This is a genomic window from Haloarchaeobius marinus (genome assembly GCF_051207415.1).
Taxonomy (GTDB): Archaea; Halobacteriota; Halobacteria; order Halobacteriales; family Natrialbaceae; genus Haloarchaeobius.
Window position 1 is genome coordinate 121,588 of sequence record NZ_JBPKGD010000006.1, and the last position, 24,217, is coordinate 145,804.

Here is a 24,217-nt window from a genome sequence, read left to right on the forward strand (position 1 = left end):
AGACCGTAGGTCTCTCGTCATCACGGAAGATCGAAGATCTTCCGAACGACCCCGAGGCACTCGGCCTGCTCCGCCTGTGGAGACGGCCTGGTTAGGAATCCTTCCAACCATCGTCCCCATGGTTTGGAACGAATAAAGTTATTAACGACGTGAAGACCAAACCCCAGCCAATGGCCAAGGTAACACTCGATGAGATAGACTTCAAGATTCTCCGCCGGTTGGACGAGAACGGCGACATCGACGCCCACGAACTGAGCGAGGAACTCGACGTCAGCACGTCTACGATTTACTATCGAATGGAGAACTACCGTGAGAAGAATATCGTACAGGGGAAAATCACAAAGCTCGACCCGCAGAAGCTGGGTCTGGAGCTAACGACGATTACAGAGATCAACGCGGACTACGATGGTCCCGGGTACGAAGAGGTCGCCGAGAAGATTGCTGGACTTTCCGGTGTCCAGCGCGTCTTCTTCATGCTCGGTGAGATGTCCTTTTACGTCCTCTCACGGGTCCGCGACCACGAACATTTGCAGAAACTGATGGAGGATATCATCCAGACTGAAGGAGTCGAGAACTCGACGACGAACATCGTCCTCCGGACGTTCAAGGACGAAGACCGACTCCTCGTCAACTACGACGACGAGGATCTGGGAAAGATCTTCGGTGCCAATCAACGGTCGACGAACAGCTGAGCCGTCGAGACGCTTCCAACCTCGAGGGAACCGAAGAGAATCGCAAGTCGGACCGGATGCTCCCGAAGGACCGCTCGAAGCACGTCGAGGTCGAGGGCGGGATCGCTGTCATCCGGTACAGCTGATTTCATTACAAAAAGTCGAGGAGAAAGCCCCGCCGTTCAGGGGCGGGCTGAATCCGACAACCCATCACACAGTCTCCCGGCGATAGCATGGCCGGATAGTCCACTGCCCCCAATTCGGACCGTCTCGAGAGAAGCGAGTCTATAGACGATTAGTGTAGTACAGGCCAGCGACCGTGGTCGATTACCGACCGGCCCGACGTTCGAGTCCAGGCCGGTTCACTTGCCCAGGAGTCGGTCGGCGAGAGTCCGTTTTCGGGCACGCTCGGCCAGTAGCACGGAACACTCGACGTCTTCGACGACGTCCATGACGAGCGACCCTCTGACGAGCCGAGTGAGCAGGCCTTTCTCGGTCGCACCGAGTATCACCATCGTACTGTCCGCCGCTGCCCGTTCGATGGCGGATTCGACGTCACCGGTCTCGACGTGAATCGTCGCGTCCTCGAGTCCGTGACTGTCCGCCCACTCCTCGAGGAACGCGCTCCCCTCTTCCAGGGAGTCAGCGACGTGCAACAGCGTGATGTCGGAATCGTACTCCGACTGGAGCAGTTTCGCGACCTCCGCCGAGAGGTCCGAGTCCGGACCCCCGGCCGTCGGGACGAGGATGCGCTCAGGGTCGAAGCCACGGTCTTTCAGGACGAGGAAGTCACAGGGCAGGTCTGCGGCCAGATCGCCGACCGTGCTCTCGACGCGTCCGGGCGACCCGAGCGTCCGCTTCCCCCAGCCCATCACGACCATGTCGGCCTCGTGGGTCCGGGCAGCGTCGAATATCTCCCCGAACGACTCGTGCGAGAAGATAGTGTGCGTCTCGACGTCGACCCCGAACGTCTCAGCGTCCCGTTCTGCCGCGTCCAGCACCGCGTGATAGTCCTGCTCGAGTTTGTCGGCGTGCTCGGCGGCGTACCCGAGAGCGGTCTGGTCCGGAGCCGTGACGATGTGCACGGCATCGACGGTCCCACCGTGCTGCTTGGCGATGGCACTGGAGAGCGTGATGAGGTCCTTCTCGTGCTCGGGGTTCGCCAGCGGGACCATGACGCGATACGTTCCACCGTCGGGCTGGACGGTGTCTGCTGCCGAGACGGCTGCTTGCGGCATCTGTTCGGACTGTTCGAGGATATACTGGCTCAGAATCCCCTTCTTCTCCGCCTGGTTCTTCGCGTAGACGAAATACCAGACGAGTCCACCGGCGACGAACACCAGCGAGAGACCGATCTCGACCGGGTCCATGAACGCGATGAGGCCGAACGACGACACAGCCCCGAGAACCGGGACGATGGGATACAGAGGCGCCTCGAACTCTGGCTGATACGCTTCGACGTCAGCCTCACGCATCACGATGAGGGCGACGTTGAGGAGCCCGTAAACGACGAGATGAAGCACACTCCCGGCTTTCGCGAGAATCTTCACGTTCCCGACAGCGATGAACACCAGGATGAGGCCGCCCGTGACGGCGATGCTCCGGTACGGCGTCGCGAAGTTCGGGTGGATAGCGTTCAACTTCTCGCTGATGAGCTTGTCACGGCCCATCGCGAAGTTGATTCGTGACGACGCCAGGATGGAGGCGTTCGCGCTCGATGCAGTCGCGAGAAGCCCGGCGAAGGTCAACAGCCCGACGCCGATGCCCGCGAGACCGATGGTCCCGAACGCGATTTCGGCCACGTCGAGTACTGGCGTCGTCGTGAAGTCCGGGCCCAGTTGTCGCCAGTTGATGACGCCCATCAGGACGACCATGATGATGGCGTACATCACCGTCACGATGACCACACTGCCGACGACTGCGAGCGGCAGGTTCCGACCGGGATCCTTCAGCTCTTCTGCGACCGTCGTGATCTTCGCGAATCCGAGGAAGGAGACGAAGACCAGCCCGGTTGCAGGCAGTATCGCGGTCGCACCGCCGGTCTCGGCCGGGAAGAACGGCCGAAGCGTCGAGAGGTCAGCCTGGAGGATGCCGAGGAGAGAGAAGACCGTGAGGATACCGACCAGTAAGGTCACGATGACGATCTGCATCTTGCCGGTCTCCTTGGCGCCGACGTAGTTGATGGCGACGAACGCCACCCCGGCGAGGAGCGCCCCGAACTGGAACTCCGTCAGAACGAGCGGCCCGAGCGTCAGTGCCGGCAAGGGCAGGAAGGTCGCGAGGTACTCACCGAATCCGAGGGTGTAGAAGGCGCTCGCGAACGCCAATCCCATCCAGTTCCCCCAGCCTGCGATCGACCCGAAGATGGGACCGAGTGCGTGATTCACGTAGTAGTAACTGCCACCCGCTTTCGGCATCGCCGTGCCGAGTTCCGACGCCGAGAGCGCCGTGAACAGGGAGATGACGCCACCGATGACGAACGAGAGCGCGACTGCGGGCCCTGCGGCCGCAGCGGCCTGTCCGGGAAGGACGAAGATGCCCGCACCGATCATCGTCCCGACGCCGATCGTCAGTGCCGAGAGCAACCCCAGGTCCTTGGCCAGTTCCTCGTCGTTGGCCGTCATCCGTCTTCCACCTCGGGCAGTGCGACGACGGGGCAGTCGGCCTCCGTTATCAATCTGAGCGACCGGTCGCCCGCCAGGAACTGGACGATTCGAGAGCCACCACGAGGCCTGTATACGACTGCACTGGCGGCGACCTCGTCGGCAACGTCGATGATGCCCCCGACGACGTCTCGCTGGTAGAGCATTCGCGTTTCGGCGTCCGGGAACGTGTTTCGGAACGTGGCGAATGCCTTGTCGGCGACCGTCTCCGACTGTTCGACCGGTGTCTTGTCCGGAACACCTTCGCCCTTCTCGACGACGTGGACGACGATGATTCGTCCAGTACTGTGCGATTCCAGCGCGTTTGCCGTCGCTCTTGCATCGTCTCGGTCGGCGATTGGTACGATTATCGTGTCCGTGAGTGTGAGAGTCATCGAATCACCGTATCTGGTACTGGGAGAATTCGTCTGCCCCACAGCTGGGGCAGGTTTCGGTGTCCGGTTCGACCGTCGTGCCGCAGTGCCGACACTCCGTGACTGTCTCGTCGCGGGCGAGCAGGCGCTTCAACAGTGTCGGGAGTCGGGACATGGCTGGGGCGTTATCGCTGCGTCGGCTCCGACGTCTGCCCACAGAACGGGTCGAGCCCGTCACTGTCGGGAGAGTTCCGTGAGAGAACGGTGAGGACGTCGTCGGGCCTGACGACGGTATCGCCGTGTGGCGTCAGCTCCTGGTCGTCTCGCTCGATACCGATGATGAGTGTGTCTTCGTCGAGGGTCCCCTGCTCGACCGCAGCTTCGACGGATTGACCGGCGATCGGGGCGTCGGCCTGGATCGTGACTTCGACGATGTGGGCTTCGCCGGTGAGGCTGATGAAGTCGTTCGGTCGTCCGGCTGCGTGCTGGACGTCCGGGTTGAACGGCGCGTACGGGCTGAAAAATTCGTCTTCGACGAGGTCTTCGTCCTCGATTTCGATTCCGAGTTGCGAGAGGTTGCGTGCGACACGTTGCAATTCACTGGTCGTCTCGCCGACAGCCAGTACGTGCAGGTTCCTTCGCCCGGTCATCAGTGTTCGGACGTTGATGACGCCCGGTATCGTCCGCGCCTTGTGCGCAAGCGCTTCCCGTTCCGGGACGGGTACGTTGCACAGGTAGAGGTTCGTCAGGTTCCCACCGGCCCGCTCGAAGTCGAGGTGCACTGGATACCCTCGGATGATGCCGTTGGCCTCGAGTTTCTGAATCCTGTTCCGGACTGTGGCCCCCGAAACGTTCACCTCCTCGGCGATCGACGCCGCCGTGTTCCGTGCATCCTGCATGAGAGCGTACAGGATACGTCGGTCGATATCGTCGAGCCGATAGTCAGTATCTGGGTGTGTCATGATGTGACGACCACACTGATTTCGATTTCACAAATGTACGCATAGTATATTCATCTATCCCTCTCGAACCCCCTCTTTCAATTCCATTCCAGAAATCGTGTTGGATTTATATTACTTTTGTGCCTCCCGTCAATCTGCGTAGCGGTTCTTTCGGACGACACTCCCGTCGGTTCGCCGCACCCGAGAGTCAGGCGCGGCTGGATGGTTCGAACGCTGCGTTCACGACTTCGGACGTCGGCGTGTTGAGGTAGGGATCGATGGCGCTGAAGGAGTTCCACCCACCGACCTGCATGACGATTCGCGGATTCATCCGCTCGCGGACGAGCAGGTCCTGGGCGTAGTAGCGGCGCAGATCGTGGCTCGACGCCTTCCGCCAGTCGTCCGGGACCTCCCCGCCAGACGCCCGAAAGATCGAGGGAGACGCAGTCACGGGACGTGTTCGATGGAGATTTCAGGGAGTGAGTGTGCGGCTGGCTGGAATCCAGCGAACGATTCGTCGTTCGTGAGAATGGTCGGCTCGCGGTCACGGTGTTCAAACGCCAGCACCAGGATTGGAACGTCCTTGGGTTGGATCCCACAGACGCGGGCGAGCGTCTGCACCGCGGGCGCTGATCGCTGCTCTCGCAAGAGTTCGTCGCTCACATCGCGACTCGACGGCGCCTCGATGAGCCCCGTCATTCGCGTGAGCCGCGTCAGAAAACTCGTTTTGACGGTATCACGGTCCGCCGAGGAGAGGCTCTGTGTGCGGTCGAACGCGGCCAGCGCTTCCTGGACCATGTATGCGCTGATGGCAGAGGTCGTCTCACCACGGTCGATTGCGGCACGCAAGTCGGCTGCCTGCTCGCTGGTTCGCAACGTCCCGAATACCCACAGATTCGTATCGAGGATCTTCACGAGTCGGACCCGTACACCTGCTCGGACGTCTCCTCACGCGCCTCTTCGACGGCCCGTTCGAGGTCATCCGAATCGACTTTCTCCCCGAGTGCCGCGAGCTTGGCGTCGATATCGCTATCGGACTCGCGGCTCTGTTCCGCCTGTGCCAATAGCTGCTCGAGCCGCAGCGCAGTGATTGCCGTGTCGTCGTTGAGTTCGCGGAGATGAGCGCGGCAGGCTTCCTTGATGAATTCACTCTTGTTGGTGTAGACCCCCGTTTCTTCGAGGAACCGTTCGATCTCGGTGTCGAGTTCGACCGGGAACTTGACGCTGACACTCGCGTATTTCATGGTAGTACCATCGTACTACATCTATTTAAACAGCAGGCTCAGTTCGTCGGAAGACGGACGGGCGTCACAGCACTTTTCACTCGACGAGATGCTTCTCTACCTCCCGAGTCCGGTACGCTGTTGGCCCACCTTAACTACATCGTACACACAGTTGCAGCGAGCCTTCGGGGTGTCGGAGTTCGACACGAACGCGAGTGGGTGCGGCGAGCGTGTCGACGACGAGTGCACACTACTGCCGTCGCAGGCATCTGACTCGCCGGAATCCGGGCGCGGCTCGACCTGTGAACAGAACCCGTAGCTCGCCTCCACGCTCGGCGACCGTGGTTGGGCGTGGTCCCCCTTACTCCTGAGCGACCTCGACGACGTCGATCAGTTCCTGTGCAGTACTCACGACCCGCTGGAGTCGGTCCCGGATCGCGTCTGCAGGGTCCTCGTCCCACGCCGCGACGTAGAACGCGCTGTTCGAGGCGTCGAGCCCGAAGTGCTGGGAGACGACGTAGATGGATAGCGTTATTCCACGGGGATGGTGTTCACACCGGTCGAAGTCACGTGCGTCGAGACGCTCACCCTCGACGCCGTCCTGGACGGCCAGAACCAGACCGAAACCCGAGATCACCGGCTCTGTTGAAACCAGTCACACCTCACAGGCCTAGCCCACTGGATACAGGGCCCGAATCTCGGAGCGGGGGAGTAGACCCAGATGTGACGAACCGGTTCCCAGCAATGTCCAACACCTATTTATCGTTGGCTACAGAACCAACGATGTAACGGATGGAACCAACGGCCGACGACCTCGACGCGTACACCAATGCCGCTGTGTACGAGGACGATACAGTAGTCCGGATGTCGATTCGGAGTACCGACGACGATACCTATCCGTCGGGATGGCGATACACGTTCCACTATGGAGCGCTAGTTCCTGGCCCCGAAACACTCGAGGACGGTACAATTCGTCGCTACGACAACGCTCACGAGGATACAAAAGGCCACGAGCTCCACGTCGCTCCCGACCCCGAGCCAGAGATCATCGAGTTTCCTGGAATCGAGCAACTCTACGAACGGTTCTGGGACGAGATACCGAAGCCGCGATTTGGTCCATCCACCGATGCCGGTGATACCCATGACTGAAAACACGAATGTACTCCTGGTTACGGTCGATGTCGACGCAAACCCGTACGAAGAGGGACTCGAAGCGATCCAGCAGTTCAAGGACGGCGAATCCGTCGACCAGCCCGCGATCGTCCGCTTCCCGAACGAGTCCAAACTGACCGAGGTCTTCAACGAACGCACCTACACGTTGCTGCGCGTCATACGAGACGAAGAACCAGAAAGTATCCGAGAGACCGCCCGATTGGTCGGCCGGGATAAGAAGAACGTCCATCAAGAGTTGACGACACTGGAAGCCCTCGGAGTCGTCAGGTTCGAGGCTGTTGGGCGTGCGAAGAAGCCGGTGTTCCCATACGACGATCTGGTCGTGACACCGCTTGCGCACGATTCTGAGGACGGAGCTGCTGCGGCTCCTTGAATGTCCAGTCGTAGATGACCCTCGGTACGGGGTTCGGTGGTGTGAGCGGCATTGCAGACCCTGTCGATCGAGGATTCACAATGACATCCTCCCCGGCGTGAACGCCGGGGTTTCCTCGCGCTGGGGGTATCGACTACCGGCCCACGGAGGCAACTTGCGGGTTCGTATGCTCCTCGTTGGGACGGTGAGAGCGTGGTGACTCCGACCATTCGTGGTCGTCCCACTTGAGGCATACAGGCCGTGCCATCGACCTTGCTACGTCGGTCTGGCGTTGACGAGACACTCCGTGTCTCGTTCGCCAATCGGAACTCCCTGCGTTCTGATGACGTCTCAGGAACGTCTCGGACGCGACGAGGTCTGCGTGGCCCTCGAAGCCACACTCGCACGTCAGCGTGTCCTGGCGGCGTGTCGTCCGGTCGGTCGCCCCGCAGTTCGGACACGTCTGCGACGTCCACGCCTCCGACCGAACCGCCACTTCGACGTTCGTGTTTGACAAGGAAACTGGTGCGTTCGCACCTCAAGAACACGTAACGTCGTAAACCACAATATCCCAAACACGGTCGGGAATCCTCGCCCGTCAGAGCGGGGAGGATGTCAAAGTGAGAAGCCGGAGCAGCTGGAACGCTTTTTCGTGTATCGATTTCGGTGTCTGCCCAAAGTGTCCCTCCTGAATCGAGGCGACTGTAAAGTCAACGTCTCCTGGCGACGCGACTCCAGCTTCAGTGTCTTCGTTCGACTCGACGATCAACTCATGAATTGCAAGGATATCATCCGCCGATAAATAGCTGAGAGAGCCTGAATCCTCGCTCATTGGCATCAACTTCTCCGGGGAGAGTTAATTACTCTGCGTTGAGCGTTGCACACCCAAATTGGCATCGGTATCCCGGACAGCTCACGTCGGTTCATCACCTGCTGCCGATTGGAACATCGACAGCGCTCGCTCGAACTGTGCTTGGTGCGGACCCGCTCCTGTTTTCGAGCGTTCTGTGAGGAACGCTTCGTATTCCTCGCGTTCGTGCGGGTCAAGTTCGGCTGCGGTCACACACTCGACGAAGGCCTCTAGTCCCTCTCGAAAGACCTTCGCGTAGTGGTCGTATGCGGCGTCGACGAGGTGGATGTTGTCATCGATACCCGCAACGAGGCCACGATAGACGGCTGCGGCCTGTCGGTGGCGACCTCGCTCGTGGTAGTGTTCACCGATGTCTGTGAACTGGCTGAAGTCGATCGCATCAACGATAACTGGGTACTGATCGGTGTGTTTTTCGAACAAGTCGTCGATGTCCTTCTTATACTCCGTGTGGGACTTCCCCGGACCAGTACCAAACCGGGCGAGAAATCGGTCGAGCATTCCGCTATCGCGAGATAGCTCGTCGCGAACGAACGTGTGGAGGTCATCCTCGTCGATGTCCGTGAGGAGGGCATCGACCTGGTCTCCTGTGTCAGGTGGCATCTCGTCAGCGAGTGAGAGCAAGACAGCGACGACGTGCTTGCAGGCACCGGGTCCATCGTACGGACAGCTACACCTGGGATCGAAATCGGGAGCTGAGAGTGAGAGCGTCAGGTCGTACAACTGCGAGCCCCGAACTGTCGCCATTATCGTGTCTCCGCCGCGTGTACGGTCCCGGATTCTTCCCTCTGCGTAGCAGTTCTCTCCCCGTTCGAATACGGCGTCGGTGCAGAGACCGGGAATATCACCTCGTTCCACCGTCATTCGAGGATGTCGAACACGTCGACTGCCTTGTATTCTTTTCCACGTTCCTTACCGGTCACTTCCTCGATGAGGCCATCCGCTTCGAGATCGTCGACGACCTTGTAGGCGGTCCGGCGTGATACATCGAGATACTCCACGAGATCTGGCGCCGTGAAATACGGATACTGGAGCAACTGCCGAGCGAACGTGTCCGTGTTCGTGCTGCCGGGGTACTCCTTCTCGTAGCGCTCCTGGAGTTCTCGGAGCTGGTGAGTCCGGTCGCACGACGTCTCAGCCTGACTTCGGAGCCCTTCGAGGAAGAACGTGAGCCACTCCTCCCACGCGCCTTCTTCACTCACCGCACGCATCCGCTCGACATATTCGACCTTGTGACGGTTGAAGTACGCGCTCGGATAGATGTATGGGCTTTCGAGGTAACCTTCGCTCGTCAAATACAGAATGATGAGCAGTCGACCGAGTCGACCGTTTCCGTCTGAGAAGGGGTGAACTGTCTCGAAGAAGTAGTGGATGATGGCAGCGTCGACGAGCGGATGGTACTGTCCGCCAATCTGGATGTACGATTCGAGCGACTGCATCAGCCCAGTGAGCCCCTCTGGAGTCGGTGGGACGAACGGACGTTGTCCGGACTGTGGACTCGTGAGATGAACCATGTGGTCGCGGAAGTCACCGACGACGTCACCCTCGTTTCGAACGTCTTCGAGCAGCATCGAGTGGAGATCTTTGATGAGCGAGAGCGATATCGACTCGCCGGTCTCGATTCTGTCGATCCCATACGTAAGTGCAGTCTCGTAATTGAGAGCCTCCTTCAGATCTTTCTCGATTGTCGTGTCGGCCTCACCTGAGGGGTGCTTCGTGTGATACGCCTCGACGTCTTGATACGCGACGTTTGCACCTTCTATACGGGCGGATTCGACGGCCTCGAGACGAATGAGCGAGGTGTAGAGAACTGCGGAGAAATCCACCGTCGAACTGATGCCGTCGACACGACCGATCTGATACGCAGCGTCGGCTACCAGATTGTACGTCTGTTCGGAGAGTTCGAGCTTCGGCTCTACCGGGAGTGGCTCCGGTGAATAGTACGGGTGTGGATGATAGGGGATGTATTTTCCGGGTGCGCTATCAGGAAGCTCTTTGACGGGCATTTCGGTAGTACCACCATCACCCTAAACTAATATAGTTGTTTTTATATCGGGTATACGGAAGAGCTGTGTAAGGACCCTCGTGTAACAACGAGCGTGGATAGTATACTTGTGGAGGGAGCAGGTGTCGGATTCCTCCCACCCGTAAACGGGTGGGCATCCTCCTTCCAGTCGTGTAATCGTAGGCGGCCGCAACGACCCAGACGAAGGTCGTGGCTGCGCGCGCAGCGGCGGGCTCGTGAGCCTGCGAACGAGCCCGAGCGAGCACGGAGCGGTGGGTGGGGCGGCGGGGTCGCGGCAGCCAGGCCCAATACGACATCCCCGCGTGCGAGGAACGCGCGTGGGTCCTCCTCCTGCGGTGGAGAGCGAGAGCACGTCGAAAGACAAAAAAGAGAGTGACGATGGCCGTCCGACCACCGCCACACCCGGGGTCAGTTCCGCGGACTCGGACCGTCACCCCGGTCGAGCACGGTCACGTCCGAGCGCGACGTCGCCGCCAGCGACGGCCGGCCACCGTACCAGCCCACCTCGAGGTTGAGGAGTCTGACCCGGTCGCCCTCGCCGAGCGCCGTCCCGACCCGCGAGCGCTTCCAGATGGTGAGTTTGGCCGTCCCCGAGCCGTCCGCGATGACGCCGACCTGTTGCTGGTTGACCGCCGCCGGCTGGTAGAGCGTCCGGACTTCGGCCTCGACGTTCGCCTGGATGGCGTACTTCGGCTGGCCCATCCACTCCTCGATGGTCGCGATCGGCTGGATCGCGTCCGTCCCCTTCGCCACCTCCTCCGTCGTCTCGAGGACCGCCGCCGTCACCCCCATGTCCTGGCACGCAACCTTCTCGGCCAGTTGTTTCGCGAACGCCGACCGCGACGGCCCACGGAAGCGCTCCGCTAACTGCATCCCACATCGATTCACCCGTCCCAGGGTGTCTGCGCCGAGTTGTTCACGCGGGTCGACGTCCGGGTCACCTCCGGCCCCGAGCACGCCCCGCTCCCGGAACTCACGAACGCGCTCACTGGATGCCCGCTCCGTCTGCACCCTGCACGACCGCTCCCGGTCGATGCCCGCCTCGTGCGCCGCCAGCGCGCGCTCTCTCTGTCGTGCCAGCTCCTGTTCTTCGGCCAGCCGCCGTTCCTCCGCTTCGAGCGTCGTCCCGTACGGGTGGTCGAGGTTCGCCTGCCGCGTCCAGTCGTCGTCGATCCGACCCTGGCGTTCGAGTTCGACCGTGGGTCGCAACTCCGGCGTGTGTTCCCCACAGGCCGCCTCCGCCAGCAGCCCGCCTTCGTCCGCGATGGCCTCCTCGAGCGTCAGTTGTTCAGTCGTCTGTTCGGCATCCGAATCTTCTTCACCGAGTACGTTTTCACTAGACATTGGAATCACACCGATTCCGAAGGCGCTCACTGAGCGTCCACAACCGCGATCATCACTCGCGGTTTTCCGTCGACACCGACCCGACAGACACGTCTCTGCGCGCTCTCGCTCGCGCCTTCGCGCCCCCCTGTGGGGCGCGAGCGAGAGCGCGCCCGACGAGGAGGACACAACCAGCACCGCGCGGGGACCCGCCCGGAGCGAGCGGCCAGCACACAAGCCGGTTTCGGTCCGTCGAGCCTGCGAGACGCAACCGAAAGCGCGCTTGGTGCTGGCGTCGAGACCAGATGAGCGAGCGAACGCGAGCGAACCTGGCCCGGAACGGGCGCTCGCGGTGCGGAGAGCGCCCGCACGCCCGGACTGGTCGGTCGCGAGCGAAGCGAGGCGCGACGAAGGAGCGCCTCGATGCGAGCGGTGAACAGAGTGAACCGCGAGCAAGCGGAGGGCGGCAGCGCCGGGCGGTGCGCGCCGAGAGAACACACCAGACAGACACTGCAGCGACCGACTGTCGACCAGCCGTTCCCGGGTGGGACTGAAAGGGGCTGCTCGGTCGACGAGCGAGACGACGCTCCCGTGAGCGACCGCAGGGAGCGAACGGGAGGCGGCGAGACGCCGTGGCGTCTCGCCAGCCAAGCACCGCAGCGGAGCGAGGAGCGCAGCGAGTGCTCCGCGAGCGTAGCGAGCGGAGGCCAGCGAGAGCTCCGCTCTCGCGCTGCGCAGCCGTCGAGCGAGCAGGGGCTTTCTGGGACGACATGAAGCGGTCCGGTCGAGATCGGCTGGCGTCGCAGAGCGCAGGTCGGCAAGAGGCAATGCGAGGAAACGGCCAAGAGCTGCCCCCGGTCCTCGACCTGAGAGCAATCCAACCGAGGGCTCGATGCTTGGGGAGACACTCGCCCGGTATGACGACGAGTACTGTCGAGTCAGGGTACCGGTTCGACCTCGACGGGTCGGTGTGGAGCCGCGGGGTTCACTGGACCTTGTCCGCGCCACGCGCTACGGACGTGCGAGAGGACTCACTCGTTCTCGAGCGCCGCGTAGATGTCGGCGTGGCGACGTCCATCGAGCTTCCCGATCTCGAGGGCGATCGCGTGGCGTTCCTCGTCGCTCTCGGCCGACTGATACCGCTCGTATAGTCGGCGGACTGCTTCGTCGACCGACGCCGAGGAGTCGGTGCTGGACGCCATCTCTGTCTGGAACGTACTCATCGCGTCTGGGTATCAGTTGCGACGAGTACAGGCCCGAACGCAGACGCCAACCCAGTCCGAATCGTGTCGGTCTGGTGGGTGCTCAGCCGAGAGTCCGGCGACAACGTTTTATAGAATCCGCGGAAAGTAAAATACATGTCCGATACCGCTGTCCGACGCGCACATCCACTCGATGCGATGCTCGCGATCTCCGATGTCGTGACGAACCAGCGGTATGTCCGGATCTACGCCAGGGTACTCACACTAGATACGCCAACGGTCGAAGAACTGTCCGAGGGACTCGACAGTTCGACCACCACCGTCTACGAGGACGTGAACCACCTGGTCGAAAGCGGTATCCTCGCACGCGTCACCGATACCCAGCCGCATCGCTACCAGGCTCAACAGATCGACCTGCGTGTGGAGGCTGGCGACGACACCTATCGAATCACACCAGCACTGTTCGTCGCGCTCGCCCGAAGTGAGACGAACGAAACCCTCCAGCTGTATCTCGACCGGCACGGGACGAGTGGCCTCGCCACCGCGCTCGAGTATGCCCGTGACTACGTTCAGGTGCGGATGAACGCTCGGCTCATGGCTCGCGAGCAAGAGCTCCCTGTACTCGAAGCCGAGACGGTCCTCCAGGAACTGCGCGACGTACTCATCGAGGTCGATCCCGAACTCGAAGCGAGTCCCGACATCGACGAGCTCGACAAGGCAGTCGACGAACGTAGCCAGGAGTGACTCGATGTGTCTCCCTCTTCGTTCCCCGACGTCGAGGCACACGTCATCGATACGAACCTGTTCGTCACCTTCGAGCGACACGACACCGTCGAATTGCTCGAACGAGCTGTCAGACAACACGGTATCGTACTCCTCCTCCCGTCGCGGGTCTACGAGGAGTTGACGCCCGAGAACTACCCGTATGGGACACCTCCGGTCGAGGAGGCACTCGCGGCTGGATGGGTGGAGGTCCTCGACGAGGTCGACTACACGAACACCGTGGTTTCGGCGACGATGGACATGGTCCGTCGGTACATCGCCGCCGCTGACGACCGTGCTGAACACGACATCGAGCAGGCCGATGCCGAGGTCGGCGGGTCGACAGCGATGCTACTCGAACGTGGAGACGCCGACTCGGTCGCCGTCTACACACACGATTTACCCGCCTTCCGAGGAGTCGAGCGGGCGATGACCGAACACGGCTACGACGACCGTGTCCAACTCGTCAGAGCGTTCGACTTCGTCGACGCTGTCGAAACCCGATATCAGTTCAGGGGATGACCGCTCGGTTCGAAGTTCCCGAGGCGCACCACGACACCACGACGTCGTCCAGTGCTGTCTCGACGGGTCGCCCTGCTCACAGCTGACGGGTAAACTGCCACGGGCCGAGCCCCGTTGCATTCGCCTCGACTTTCCGTGAACACTATAGCGCCCCATCTCCACGGCAAACGTTTATGGTTTCCAGTTTCGTAACTCTATACAAGATGAGCTACGATACAGAACACGTGCGAAACGCGGGGGACACTCCGGGGCTGATCACCGGAATCCCCACGTTCGCAGAATTACTCGAAAACCCTTCCCTCGCTGGCCTCTATACATCGATCAGGCACTCAGGAACTGCAACGGGCCCCGAACTCGTCGAAACGACGACCGTCTCGAAGAAGACAGTATACGACTATCTCCATAAGCTGGAGCAGGCGGGGCTGATCCGCAAGATCGGTGACGATGCCGGGACCGCCGTGTACACCGCTGAAGAGTTCGAACTGACGTTGACGGTCCGCGAGACGGAAGTCTCGATCACCCCCGAACTTATCGAAGTGGTCGCACAGAAGAACGAGTACCCAGCGATCACGCGGGTGCTCGAAGACCACGGCATCGTCACGTTCGCGCTCGCATACGATCTCGTGAACGCACACAGTGAGGGGGGTGTCACAATCCGGCAAATCGCGAACCTCACAGCTCTATCTCCTGGAACTGCATACGATATCGTCGAAGCGCTCTATTCGATTCTCGATCTCGGTGACGACGAGTCGACCCCGACGACGTACACACCGGCTGAAAAATATCAGTAATGATACTTTAGCCAAGAATTTCGGACAGTCTTGTTTTAGACCATTTCGCGGTATATCTTTATCGTATCTTCCGAATCTATCTTAACGTGAATCCTTTCTTTTTCTGTTATGCCATTTTCAGAAAGTGGCCACCTAAGACTATCGTCAGACCCATTTTCGAGTGAAGCCCGCACCACATATTCCGAACCTCCCCCAATCGGTAAACTTCGTACGTTCCGAATTTGATCAATTGAGATTTGCTCGGATTCGTTAAGGCCTCTCAGAGTAGCCGTTTCCTGATAATCCACGTCTTCAGAATCGATTGACGTGATTGAGATGGTAATCTCGAATTGGTGTTGTCCACTATTTGATACTATTAGGTCTTCTTCGGACGAAACTTGGTCCTTCTCACTTTTTGCTACCGCGCCTGTGCTTACGGCACTTAACAATATTGTCCCTGCGGTCAGTCGAAGTAACGACCGTCGAGTGTGATTTTGCATTGTAATTTCACCTATGAAGTAGGATCCCAATTGTCGTCACAACAGAGTGACCAAAACATACAGAGATCATCATATGAGACGTTCGGAACAGACTTATCGCAGTAGTTTTCAGAGCCATTTGTGCCCATTGGTGTTTTTGAATTCCCGCTAGAATTCGTATATCTTTGTCCAGTGTTATGATGGCCTCCGTTGGGGATGCTCCAATCCAATAAGCAATGCCCGAGTTCATGTAGCGCAGTTGACATAGCAGGCCCTCCATTTCTACTCGTAGTTCCGATTTTGGAAGTGTAATTGCTCGGAGCATTGATGATTTTTCCGGCACCACCAGTTGCGGCATGGTTCGAGCTACTTGCCAAACCTTCGCCACAACAATAATTTGATAATAGGAGATTAGCGTTTGTTGCTTCGAAGTTTCCAGAACACTGTAGCCACTCACCGAACCAAGCAGATAAAGAACTAAAATATTCGTCTGCGATGCCACATGGTTTCCGTCCTGTGAAGCCTGAAGTCGGGTCTTCAGTTGGTGGATCGGGAGTTTGCGTTTGGTAGGAAAGGTTAACGCTGTCATCAGAAATCGTAAATGCACCCTCGATATATTCTTTTAGCCTATCAAGGGGTTCTGCCCCATGATTCTGTTCGGAATGATAGGTCTGGTATATCGCAACATCATATGTGGCCATAGATAATATGTCGGGTATCTTTAATAGTATTTTTAATTAGGCCGTATTTATTACTATATAATAATAGTGGAATAAATAGCGGATTATTAATAGCATCTTCCGGTGATTCTCAATACATGAACCGACGGGACCTACTGAAACTCTCCGCAGCAGGAGCCACCTCCGGCGTGGCAGGGTGTCTATCCTCCTTCAGTTCAGAACGTGGAGGCTCGGACGCCCATCCACAACGACAGGCGTGGCGGATGATACACGGCGGGCCGAAGCTACGGAATAGTCGGCCTTCCGTCGGCGATGAAGCAGTCGAGAGACCGCCGAGGCTGTTGCGTGAGGAGTCCTCGAATGCAATAGTGAGTGATGGTACGGCGTTATACTTCACTTACAACCACACTGGAGGTATGGGTATAACGAAGGCAGATAGAACCGACGCGGCTAGCGTGTGGGAGACCCCTTTCGAACACGGGGGCATTGCTTCACCCCTCGCCGTAGACGACGAATATGTCTACGGGACAGCGTATGGTGGCATACTCGCTGTGGGGAAAAACACAGGCGATCTCGTCTGGCGCGCATCCGAGGTTCAAGGCAACCCCAAACCGCCGACCGTCAAGGGAGACTCAGTCTACGCCGTCTCCGGGGGCTACTACGAGAGTGAGGCGGGATTGTACCGAATTTCGAAGGATGACGGAGGGCTTGTGTGGGTACACCCCGGAGAGTTCGAGGGGGCTGCATCCGTCGCTTCCGGAATTGTCGTTGTCGTGACGACCGACGGAACTGCGGTCGGTATCGACGCCGAAACGGGAGAGAAGTCCTGGGAGTCCGGCGCAGGTCCGCGGTTCGTGACGCCGCTTTCGGTCAGCGATCAACGGGCAGTCGGCGTCCGCGCGACCGGCACTGTCGTCTGTCTCGACATCGAAACCGGGGCGGTCCGCTGGAACGCCGCTGTGGAGCGTGAATCGGGCGTACAGGTCGCCGTTGACGATGGCGAGGTGTTCGTACACCACTCGGGAGGAATCACGGGCCTTGACATCGACGATGGAAACGTCACGATGGAAATCGATCTCCCCCAGACCGAGGGCGGTCCACTGGTCTCGACTGCTAACAGATTCATCGTCGGAACGAGTGACGGTCGGGTTTCACTGCTCGAACGTGACGGAACGACAGTCTGGAACTTGCAGGTTCGGACGGTTCGGAGCGGTGATCTCATCTACTCCAGAGCTAGAACGATACTCCACGACGGACGGGACACGTTCGTTGCGAGCTTCGGCGGTGATATCTATGGGTCGACCGCGGTGCCGTCGGAATGACGAACGTACCGAAGTTGCCGACGCCAGCGAAATGATGCTGGCGCGAGGTGCTGGTTTCGTGTGGGTCTGTGATTGCGGAGAGCTGGAGGATGCCATCGATAGGGAGCGGACGATTACCGTACACAGGGCCTGAGAGTATAATAGACGGACTGTTTGCTCTCGTTCAGTGAAACTGCTAACAGACTGTCACAACCAGAAAGTCCCGGCAGTTCTGGGACTCGCCGGTGCCATTACCAGCCAGAAACCCCCGGTGGGCTACGCTCCCGCGTCTCGTGACCGGTGCTCGTTCCTGCGGTCCTGCCCCTCTACCTCTCGTCAGGGTGAGAGCAAGCTCTCACTGGCCATCGGAATCGCAAGCGATTCCGAGACAGCCACGCGCCACCCGGCTGGTTCGTCAGCCGTCGCAGACCACTACCGGTCGGCTCCCGACATTCATTTCCCGTCCGGTCGAAGGAGGAGCGATGCGAAGACGCCGCCTCCTCCAAACTGTCGCGGCAACCATCCCCACTGTATCTGCCGGCTGTCTCACCACGCTTGGGTCCAGCGAACCGACCGGACCTACCGAATCGTCGGAACTAGACGGCTGGCCGATGGTGGGCGGTGGACCAGCCCTCTGGAACAGTCGCCAATCGCTCGGAGCGAATGCTACCGACGCACCGACCAGAATACTCTGGGAGAAGAAGGATTCCGCATTTACACCCGCAAGCGACGGTGAAGCACTGTATTTCGCTCGCTCCATACAGTCCACGCTCACGCGAATCGACCCTGCCGACGGAACGGAGACATGGAACACGGACCTGAACATCGGAGGGACCGAGTATCCACCGGCGATACACGACGGGACCGCGTTCGTCCCCGGCTTCGCGGGTGTCGTCGCGGACGAGTTCCAGGAGCTGGCGGCTGAGTACGAGCTGCGACTATCCTGAGACCGAGCTTCGTCACCAGCCGTGGCGTCTGCTAGTGTCAGTCATCCCGTTGTGTCGTGGGTCAGGACTCCGTTCGAACTGAAGCATTGACATCCTCCCGCGCCTGAAGACGCGGGTATTCTCCTTGATGTCGTATAGTAAATCGGAGGTGTGGTACCTGTCCCTGATTTTCTATAAGGATCGGGGAGTGGCCGTAGCAATCGACGAGTTCGACCAGTTGCAGGACAAGACCGAGATTATCTCTGACTAACAGATGCTGAATCAGGAGGCAGAGAACCAACTGGGAATCGTGATGGTGTCGAACAAGCATCCACGTCAGATCAGCCTTGATCCACGCAGCCAATCACGCTTGAACTGTCAAAAACTCCGGTTCAACTCCTACAACGCCCCGCAGCTACAGGACATACTATCTAAACGGGTGGAGCAGGCCTTCAAACCCGGAACAGTACCTGATGAAGTCATCGAAAAATCGCGGAGCAGGTGGCGGAGAACAGCGGAGACTGCCGAGAAGCACTAGAGACATTGCGTAGAGCGGGTAGAACGGTGGATCGAAGAGGTAAGTCCGAGGTCACGAGTGAGACACTCAAGTCGGTTTTCTAATGTCTGCTTCTTCAACGGTTTATCTGGTAGGAGATGGGGGTGATGGGTTGGTTGTGTATTTAAACCACCAGATTAGCCGATGCATCGGCTAAATATTTAAGCATCCGAATTAACCTATGTAGTATGCTGCTGGAGAAACCGGATCGCGTACGAGGATACAGCAAAGAACGAATCCTCAGAGTTCTACTCAACCACAACGGCGACGAGATTACGAAATATCGAGTAGCAAAGCTGGCAGAGACCTCCGAAGCATGGACACGAGAATACACCGACCAGCTCGAAGAGAAAGGATTGCTGCAAGATACTCAGGTGCTCAAACCCCGAGAGCTCTACCAAGTCTGGAAAGAGATCAGAATCAAACCCAACCAACTAACGATATCACTCCAGCAACCGATGCAGCTTCTCGAAGACACTGAACTAGAATACGCCCTGACCACATACCAAGCGGAAAACCTGAGCCAAGGACTCCTGTTCACCTCTACAACCGACTTCTACATCTCACCTGACGAAATCGAAGACTGGCTCGCCATCGTCAAAGAAAGAGGATTGCTGGGCGGCGGGAACACACGCCTCAGAGTCCTAGACAGCCATGTCTTCTACAACGCACAACAACGAGACGGATATACTCTAGTTTCGACCCCACAGCTCATCCTCGACCTCTTGGATGAAGGCGGTCCCTGTGAGGAAGCCGCGGACAAACTCATCGACTCCTTCCACGGTGACAGCCGGTAAAATGGTGCGCCAATACTACGTCCCCCAGATAACGGAGATCTCCGAGCAAGAGTTACAGTCCATATTCAGAGCTGCCAAACCACCTGTCTGCCTTCTCGGTGGCTGGGCCGTACACCTCCATGTCAACGAAGGCTTCCAAACGGAGTACGGACGAGAGTACATCGGCTCACGAGACATCGACCTCGGAATACACATCCAACCCGACCAGACCAGCGAAGAAATACGAGAAAGCGTTGTTGGGAAACACTGGAAGCAATCGAGGAACTCGGGTACAGCCGAAGCAGATTCGGCTTCGTACAAGCCTTTCACCGAGACGACAACCGCCGACTCACCGAGGAAGAAGCCCGGGAACTACCCCAGCACCAGCTCTTCGAAGTCTACATCGACCTCATCCCCGACACCACAGAACTGGCTGAGTTCCACGACGCATTCGGATTCACACCGCCAACAGAACCACTTCTCAAACCTGTCTTCGAAAACGATGCTGGGATACCTCTCCGAGAGTTCGTTTCCTGGTCCGTGCCTGAGACGGTACAGATCGTTCCGCCCGAACTCTTGGCTGCGATGAAGATCCGGTCACTTCCCGACCGGGACAAGAGCCACAAACGAGTGAAGGACGTCGCAGATCTCCACGCACTACTCTGGTACACCAAACCCTACGACGAGATCCGCGAACAGAGACAGGAATACGTCTCGTCCGACGATATTCAAGCGGTAGAAAACGCTGTCACCGGGGACAACAGTTCGGTATTCGAAGACGCCGGAACGCTCCTCCAGATCGACCCCAACACCATCCAGGCATCTATCTTTCTGCGAGGAGAGAATCCCGCCGTTTACGGCGGGCGTGAATCCGACAACTCCTCGACAGTCCACCGACGACACTCTGGCCGGATATTCCACGCTAATCCGACCTATTAAGTAGGTTTGTCTACATAAGCTATGTATGGCGAGTGAGGTCACGCGCACCTACGTTGGTTCCATCCAGAACCACCGACAGGTCTGCGATGGCCTCGACTCGCTCGGTGATTCCGCCTCGAAAATCTGGAACGTCGCACGCTGGACAGCCGACCGAATCTGGGACGCAACCGGCGAAATCCCAGATGGGAGTGTGCTGAAGGCGTATATGAAGAACCAGTCGTGCTGGAAAGACCTGAACGCACAATCCAGTCAGAAAGTCATCGAAGAACTTTCCGACGCTTTCCAGTCATGGTTCGAACTGCGACACACGGTTGATGAGGCGAATCCGCCCGGCTACCGCAAACACGGCGAAACCCGACCACGTAGTACGGTCACGTTCAAAGCAGACGGGTTCGAACACGACCCCGAGACCAACCGCGTCCGACTCAGTAAAGGCTCGAACCGCAAGGAGTACTGGTCGGACTTCCTGCTCTGCGAGTACCAGACGCGCCCGGACGTTGACCTCTCGGAAGTCAACAGCGTGCAGACCGTTCGCGCCGTCTGGAACGGTGACGAATGGGAAGTACACTTCGTCTGCAAGGTCGAACTCGAAACGAACGACTCAGCAGGCGACGGTGTTGCTGGAATCGACCTCGGCATCACGAACATCGCCACGGTCGCGTTCCCCGACGAATACGTCCTGTACCCCGGCAACTCGCTCAAGCAAGACAGGCACTACTTCACGCGTGCAGAGTACGACACCGAGGGAAAGAACGGGCCGTCCGAGAAGTCGATGTGGGCGCGTCGGAAACGCTCCGAACGTGAGACACACTTCTACCACGTTCTCACGGACGCCATCATCACCGAGTGTGTCGAACGCGGTGTCGGAACGCTTGCGGTGAGTTGGCCCGAGGACGTGCGTAAGTCGGACTGGGGCACGACCGGGAACAAGAAGTTGCACTCGTGGGCGTTCGATCGTATCTACCAGTACCTCGCATACAAAGGCGAGGTACGTGGCGTCGATGTGCTGAAAGAGAACGAGTGGGAGACGTCGAAGACCTGCTCACGGTGTGGTGACGACACGAAGTCGAACCGTGTCGAACGCGGGTTGTACGTCTGTTCGTCGTGTGAGTTGGTAGCCAACGCGGATTGCAACGGCGCGGAGAACATGCGACAGAAGATAACTCCAAGTCTTCACGGTGAGGATAGGAGTAACGGCTGTGTGGCACAGCCATCGACATACTTGTTCGATTCCCGAAGTGGGGTGTTCGCCCCGCGAGAACAGATTGTGTCGTAGACCGGCAAATATCCCAACTGCGGTACGGGAAGCCCCGTCGGTTACGACGGGGAGGATGTCACCACACGACTATTCCAGTAGCACTCTCAGAAAGAACACGCAGAGAGAGACCTAGCTTTATCGATTAGGACGAGAGCCCGGGTTCAAATCCCGGCCTCGGCTCTAGTACGTTGCCCTAAAGCCCAAGACGACATTGTCTTGGGTTTCACCACTTTTCGACAGCCGCATCTAAAGATACTGACAGGTGCCGAATGGGTGGTACTCGCTGGCGCTCCAGTGAATGATTTATACACGCATTCTTCCAATCTCTAATTGGCTGGAAGCATCACGGGTGGAGATTATTCTCCATCTCGTCGAAGACGCCGTACAACCGCTCGGGCATGTCATCGGTGTCGTACACGCTCTCACTTGCCAATTTCAGGAACCGAATTGCTTCGTTGTCGGTGAGGTTGTCCAGATCTAGGACAGCGACTACTCGTTCGCGGGATTCTTTGACGGAGTCTCGCGTGGTCGCGGGATGCCGAGCGGCCGAGGGCTTTCGAGACAGTGACAACCATCGCTGGCAGGCCGGCCTCGAATTCTGATCCACAGTGACCGGTGGGCGGACTAGCCGAGAAACGGACTACTCGAGTAGATCGTCGACGAAGCGGAAGCCGTCCACGTACGTGACTGAACTCATTCAGTATCCTCGTCGTCGACGGCGTGCTCCAGCCATTCATCCATGTCCTCCTCACCGAAGCGATCGTTAGCTGCTCGCGTACTCTCGACCATGCCTGTGAAGGCAGCGACGTCGTCGGCCTCGCCGAGCGCCCAGTAGGTGCCTTTGTGACGGACGAGCCCGCGATCTTCGAGACGCGAGAGGACGACGCTGATGCTCCCGGCTTTCACCTCGGTGGCGTCGCGGATTTCGCTCTGGGTGAACGCCTGGTCGGGATGCGCGGCGAGGAACCCCATCACGCGGTCGGCGTTCGTCGCTCCACGGTTCTGGAGGCGGTCCTCGGGAGAAGATTCGAACGTCTCGATGTCGATGGGCATATGTATTCTTTTGTCTGCAGATGTATTAGATGTATCGGCGTATTCTCAGCGAACACGCCATTCTGTAGTAGTGTTCAGTTCGCACCCATCGCACTGTGGTGCGAGGCATCGATGTCGACGTCGTATTCGTTGGCGATGATCTCCAACGCGGGTTCGTACGCTGGCCGGTTCTGCAGCATCCGATCGATTGCGCTCTCTAAGGGGACGACCGGATTCCCGTCCACCCACTCGACGTCGATACCATCAGTTTGCGGGAACAACACGTAGTGCACGGTTCCGTCGATGTCACTGGCGTCCGGACGTTCGTCGATCGTCGTCTCGATTCCATACTGTTCGAAGAACGCAATCCAGCGCTCGATATCCCGGTCGTGGACCTGGATGAAGACGGGATAGTCGTCGTGACTACGGGCGATCTGGTACCCACCGTGCGTCCAGACGTACGCGGCATCGATCTCCGTGTACGCGAACGCCATGCCGGCGAAGTGGGGGATAACGTATGCGTCTTCCTGCGAGATCGTACCCTGGGTGTGCAACGCAGCCATCGTCGTGGATTCCTGCCTGGACGTCTAGTGGTCGATACTCTGGAATTCAGTTCCCACTGTTGCGAGTCTCTCTGTATCCTCCAGGACTGATTCACCGATTCTTCAGCTCGTCGCGGGCCTTCGCAAACCTGACGGGATCGGTTTCTCCTTCGGCGGCCATCTCCTTGGCTGACTGTAGCTGGGAGTTGATGAGTTTGTTCTGTTGGCGTGACCACTCGGCATCATCGTGGGTGCGGACGTACTCCGCCCACTGCTTGATCATGGCACGCCGTTGCTCAGCGTTCCGGCACTGGCTTTCTTCAAACTCCTTTGAGTTCAGCATAGTAGTCCTCGACGCCGAGTCGTTCGACGTACTCTACGAGCTTCTCCGTGTTAAATCGTTCCTCGAAGGTCAGATACAGGTGAAGGGCATCTTCGAAGTCCTTCCCGGTCGTCGTCCCGGCTGCCTGGGCAAGCCGGAGTGTCGACCATACATCAATTTTGCCGTTCAAACTGTGTGACTGCTACTTCTTCCTCGGACAGCCCATTCGCTGGACCTAAGACCCGGCGGAAGAATTTTCCGGTGAATGAGCGACGGAACGGTTGATATTACTCGGTGGTTGATTGAGCAGGCGGACCCGGATTTCGACGAGGAAACGGTTGACCACCTTGTTCCCGATGAGGAGGCCGAAGTTCAAGGGGTCGTCGGAGAGGCTGATGGTGAATATCTGGTCCGAATCAAATCTTCAGTTGAAGAAAATAGTGAGCAGGTGGAGTACACTATCGACCTCTCCGAGTCATTGCTTCGTAGAGCGATGGAAGAAGTCGAAGATACTGACGTAGAGTTCGCAGAGTAGTACCTCCACTTTTTCAAACGAC

At 58.6% G+C, this 24,217-nt stretch carries 29 protein-coding genes and 4 pseudogenes; 13 read left to right on the forward strand and 20 right to left on the reverse strand.

The window, feature by feature from the left end; genetic code table 11:
* The first annotated feature begins 170 nt into the window (after positions 1-170).
* Positions 171-692, forward strand: a complete 522-nt coding sequence (locus tag ACSC1W_RS18810; protein ID WP_435349225.1) for an Lrp/AsnC family transcriptional regulator — start codon at positions 171-173, stop codon at positions 690-692.
* Between the two features lie 341 nt (positions 693-1,033).
* On the opposite strand, the gene ACSC1W_RS18815 is transcribed toward ACSC1W_RS18810, so the two are convergent.
* The 9 genes and pseudogenes from ACSC1W_RS18815 to ACSC1W_RS18855 form a co-directional block, all read right to left on the reverse strand.
* Complete coding sequence (locus tag ACSC1W_RS18815; protein WP_435349226.1) at positions 1,034-3,295, reverse strand: amino acid permease; 2,262 nt, start codon at positions 3,293-3,295, stop codon at positions 1,034-1,036.
* Positions 3,292-3,708, reverse strand: coding sequence for a universal stress protein (locus ACSC1W_RS18820; protein ID WP_435349227.1), 417 nt, complete (start codon positions 3,706-3,708; stop codon positions 3,292-3,294). Before ACSC1W_RS18820 ends, ACSC1W_RS18815 begins: the two co-directional genes overlap by 4 nt.
* Before the next feature lie 4 nt (positions 3,709-3,712).
* A complete protein-coding gene (locus ACSC1W_RS18825; RefSeq protein WP_435349228.1) occupies positions 3,713-3,862 on the reverse strand; it encodes a zinc-ribbon domain-containing protein in 150 nt (49 codons plus the stop codon).
* Between the two features lie 10 nt (positions 3,863-3,872).
* Positions 3,873-4,649, reverse strand: coding sequence for an Lrp/AsnC family transcriptional regulator (locus tag ACSC1W_RS18830; protein ID WP_435349229.1), 777 nt, complete (start codon positions 4,647-4,649; stop codon positions 3,873-3,875).
* Positions 4,650-4,836: 187 nt separating this feature from the next.
* Positions 4,837-5,022, reverse strand: a pseudogene (locus ACSC1W_RS18835) (site-specific integrase); the annotation flags it as partial.
* 53 nt (positions 5,023-5,075) lie between these two features.
* A complete protein-coding gene (locus ACSC1W_RS18840) occupies positions 5,076-5,543 on the reverse strand; it encodes a hypothetical protein (RefSeq protein WP_435349230.1) in 468 nt (155 codons plus the stop codon).
* Entirely contained in the window at positions 5,540-5,872 is a 333-nt protein-coding gene (locus ACSC1W_RS18845; RefSeq protein WP_435349231.1) for a ribbon-helix-helix domain-containing protein, read from the reverse strand. The genes ACSC1W_RS18840 and ACSC1W_RS18845 overlap by 4 nt, the downstream gene beginning before the upstream one ends.
* 130 nt (positions 5,873-6,002) lie before the next feature.
* Positions 6,003-6,089: pseudogene (locus ACSC1W_RS18850) on the reverse strand (DUF7558 family protein); the annotation flags it as partial.
* Between the two features lie 123 nt (positions 6,090-6,212).
* Positions 6,213-6,488, reverse strand: coding sequence for a hypothetical protein (locus tag ACSC1W_RS18855; protein ID WP_435349232.1), 276 nt, complete (start codon positions 6,486-6,488; stop codon positions 6,213-6,215).
* Between the two features lie 155 nt (positions 6,489-6,643).
* Here ACSC1W_RS18855 and ACSC1W_RS18860 point away from each other — a divergent pair, with 155 nt between their 5' ends.
* Both ACSC1W_RS18860 and ACSC1W_RS18865 read left to right on the forward strand, forming a co-directional pair.
* Positions 6,644-7,000 carry a toxin-antitoxin system TumE family protein gene (locus tag ACSC1W_RS18860; RefSeq protein WP_435349233.1) on the forward strand — a complete coding sequence of 119 codons (357 nt, stop codon included), beginning with the start codon at positions 6,644-6,646 and terminating at the stop codon, positions 6,998-7,000.
* A complete protein-coding gene (locus ACSC1W_RS18865) occupies positions 6,993-7,397 on the forward strand; it encodes an HVO_A0114 family putative DNA-binding protein (RefSeq protein ID WP_435349234.1) in 405 nt (134 codons plus the stop codon). The genes ACSC1W_RS18860 and ACSC1W_RS18865 overlap by 8 nt, the downstream gene beginning before the upstream one ends.
* Before the next feature lie 133 nt (positions 7,398-7,530).
* On the opposite strand, the pseudogene ACSC1W_RS18870 reads toward ACSC1W_RS18865, so the two are convergent.
* The 6 genes and pseudogenes from ACSC1W_RS18870 to ACSC1W_RS18895 all read right to left on the reverse strand — a co-directional run.
* Positions 7,531-7,878: pseudogene (locus ACSC1W_RS18870) on the reverse strand (zinc ribbon domain-containing protein); the annotation flags it as partial.
* Positions 7,879-7,974: 96 nt separating this feature from the next.
* Positions 7,975-8,208, reverse strand: coding sequence for a hypothetical protein (locus ACSC1W_RS18875; protein WP_435349235.1), 234 nt, complete (start codon positions 8,206-8,208; stop codon positions 7,975-7,977).
* Between the two features lie 81 nt (positions 8,209-8,289).
* Positions 8,290-9,108 (reverse strand): SWIM zinc finger family protein, encoded by an 819-nt coding sequence (locus tag ACSC1W_RS18880; protein WP_435349236.1) that lies wholly within the window; start codon positions 9,106-9,108, stop codon positions 8,290-8,292.
* Positions 9,105-10,250 carry a Fic family protein gene (locus ACSC1W_RS18885; RefSeq protein ID WP_435349237.1) on the reverse strand — a complete coding sequence of 382 codons (1,146 nt, stop codon included), beginning with the start codon at positions 10,248-10,250 and terminating at the stop codon, positions 9,105-9,107. Before ACSC1W_RS18885 ends, ACSC1W_RS18880 begins: the two co-directional genes overlap by 4 nt.
* Before the next feature lie 428 nt (positions 10,251-10,678).
* Positions 10,679-11,614 (reverse strand): single stranded DNA-binding domain-containing protein, encoded by a 936-nt coding sequence (locus ACSC1W_RS18890; RefSeq protein WP_435349238.1) that lies wholly within the window; start codon positions 11,612-11,614, stop codon positions 10,679-10,681.
* Positions 11,615-12,624: 1,010 nt separating this feature from the next.
* Positions 12,625-12,795: a hypothetical protein gene (locus tag ACSC1W_RS18895; protein ID WP_492764729.1), complete on the reverse strand. Its 171-nt coding sequence runs from the start codon at positions 12,793-12,795 to the stop codon at positions 12,625-12,627.
* 156 nt (positions 12,796-12,951) lie between these two features.
* On the opposite strand from ACSC1W_RS18895, the gene ACSC1W_RS18900 reads away from it, so the two are divergent.
* The 3 genes from ACSC1W_RS18900 to ACSC1W_RS18910 all read left to right on the forward strand — a co-directional run bounded on the left by ACSC1W_RS18900 (position 12,952) and on the right by ACSC1W_RS18910 (position 14,870).
* The gene (locus ACSC1W_RS18900) at positions 12,952-13,539 is read left to right on the forward strand and encodes a DUF7437 domain-containing protein (RefSeq protein WP_435349239.1); all 588 of its coding nucleotides are present in this window, start codon (positions 12,952-12,954) and stop codon (positions 13,537-13,539) included.
* 6 nt (positions 13,540-13,545) lie between these two features.
* The gene (locus ACSC1W_RS18905; RefSeq protein ID WP_435349240.1) at positions 13,546-14,079 is read left to right on the forward strand and encodes a PIN domain-containing protein; all 534 of its coding nucleotides are present in this window, start codon (positions 13,546-13,548) and stop codon (positions 14,077-14,079) included.
* A gap of 203 nt (positions 14,080-14,282) precedes the next feature.
* On the forward strand, positions 14,283-14,870 hold the full coding sequence (locus ACSC1W_RS18910; RefSeq protein WP_435349241.1) for a helix-turn-helix domain-containing protein: 588 nt from the start codon (positions 14,283-14,285) through the stop codon (positions 14,868-14,870).
* Between the two features lie 486 nt (positions 14,871-15,356).
* Here the strand turns inward: ACSC1W_RS18910 and ACSC1W_RS18915 are convergent, their stop codons facing one another.
* Complete coding sequence (locus ACSC1W_RS18915) at positions 15,357-15,917, reverse strand: hypothetical protein (RefSeq protein WP_435349242.1); 561 nt, start codon at positions 15,915-15,917, stop codon at positions 15,357-15,359.
* Between the two features lie 228 nt (positions 15,918-16,145).
* Between ACSC1W_RS18915 and ACSC1W_RS18920 the strand changes: the two genes are divergently transcribed.
* The 6 genes from ACSC1W_RS18920 (at position 16,146) to ACSC1W_RS18945 (ending at position 21,782) form a co-directional block, all read left to right on the forward strand.
* Complete coding sequence (locus ACSC1W_RS18920) at positions 16,146-17,330, forward strand: PQQ-binding-like beta-propeller repeat protein (protein WP_435349243.1); 1,185 nt, start codon at positions 16,146-16,148, stop codon at positions 17,328-17,330.
* Between the two features lie 461 nt (positions 17,331-17,791).
* Positions 17,792-18,256, forward strand: coding sequence for a hypothetical protein (locus ACSC1W_RS18925; RefSeq protein ID WP_435349244.1), 465 nt, complete (start codon positions 17,792-17,794; stop codon positions 18,254-18,256).
* 480 nt (positions 18,257-18,736) lie between these two features.
* Positions 18,737-18,856, forward strand: a complete 120-nt coding sequence (locus tag ACSC1W_RS18930; protein WP_435349245.1) for a hypothetical protein — start codon at positions 18,737-18,739, stop codon at positions 18,854-18,856.
* Positions 18,857-18,979: 123 nt separating this feature from the next.
* Positions 18,980-19,588, forward strand: a complete 609-nt coding sequence (locus ACSC1W_RS18935; RefSeq protein WP_435349246.1) for a hypothetical protein — start codon at positions 18,980-18,982, stop codon at positions 19,586-19,588.
* Positions 19,589-20,107: 519 nt separating this feature from the next.
* Positions 20,108-20,506 (forward strand): hypothetical protein, encoded by a 399-nt coding sequence (locus ACSC1W_RS18940; protein ID WP_435349247.1) that lies wholly within the window; start codon positions 20,108-20,110, stop codon positions 20,504-20,506.
* A 25-nt stretch (positions 20,507-20,531) separates the two neighbouring features.
* On the forward strand, positions 20,532-21,782 hold the full coding sequence (locus tag ACSC1W_RS18945) for an RNA-guided endonuclease InsQ/TnpB family protein (protein WP_435349248.1): 1,251 nt from the start codon (positions 20,532-20,534) through the stop codon (positions 21,780-21,782).
* Positions 21,783-22,457: 675 nt separating this feature from the next.
* Here ACSC1W_RS18945 and ACSC1W_RS18950 read toward each other — a convergent pair.
* The 4 genes and pseudogenes from ACSC1W_RS18950 to ACSC1W_RS18965 form a co-directional block, all read right to left on the reverse strand.
* Positions 22,458-22,817, reverse strand: a complete 360-nt coding sequence (locus ACSC1W_RS18950) for a MarR family transcriptional regulator (RefSeq protein ID WP_435349249.1) — start codon at positions 22,815-22,817, stop codon at positions 22,458-22,460.
* A gap of 74 nt (positions 22,818-22,891) precedes the next feature.
* Positions 22,892-23,458, reverse strand: a pseudogene (locus tag ACSC1W_RS18955) (helix-turn-helix domain-containing protein).
* Entirely contained in the window at positions 23,451-23,681 is a 231-nt protein-coding gene (locus ACSC1W_RS18960; protein WP_435349250.1) for a DUF8150 family protein, read from the reverse strand. Before ACSC1W_RS18960 ends, ACSC1W_RS18955 begins: the two are co-directional and overlap by 8 nt.
* Positions 23,659-23,850: a hypothetical protein gene (locus ACSC1W_RS18965; RefSeq protein WP_435349252.1), complete on the reverse strand. Its 192-nt coding sequence runs from the start codon at positions 23,848-23,850 to the stop codon at positions 23,659-23,661. The genes ACSC1W_RS18960 and ACSC1W_RS18965 overlap by 23 nt, the downstream gene beginning before the upstream one ends.
* 75 nt (positions 23,851-23,925) lie before the next feature.
* Between ACSC1W_RS18965 and ACSC1W_RS18970 the strand changes: the two genes are divergently transcribed.
* Entirely contained in the window at positions 23,926-24,195 is a 270-nt protein-coding gene (locus ACSC1W_RS18970) for a hypothetical protein (RefSeq protein ID WP_435349254.1), read from the forward strand.
* The last annotated feature ends 22 nt before the right edge of the window (positions 24,196-24,217 follow it).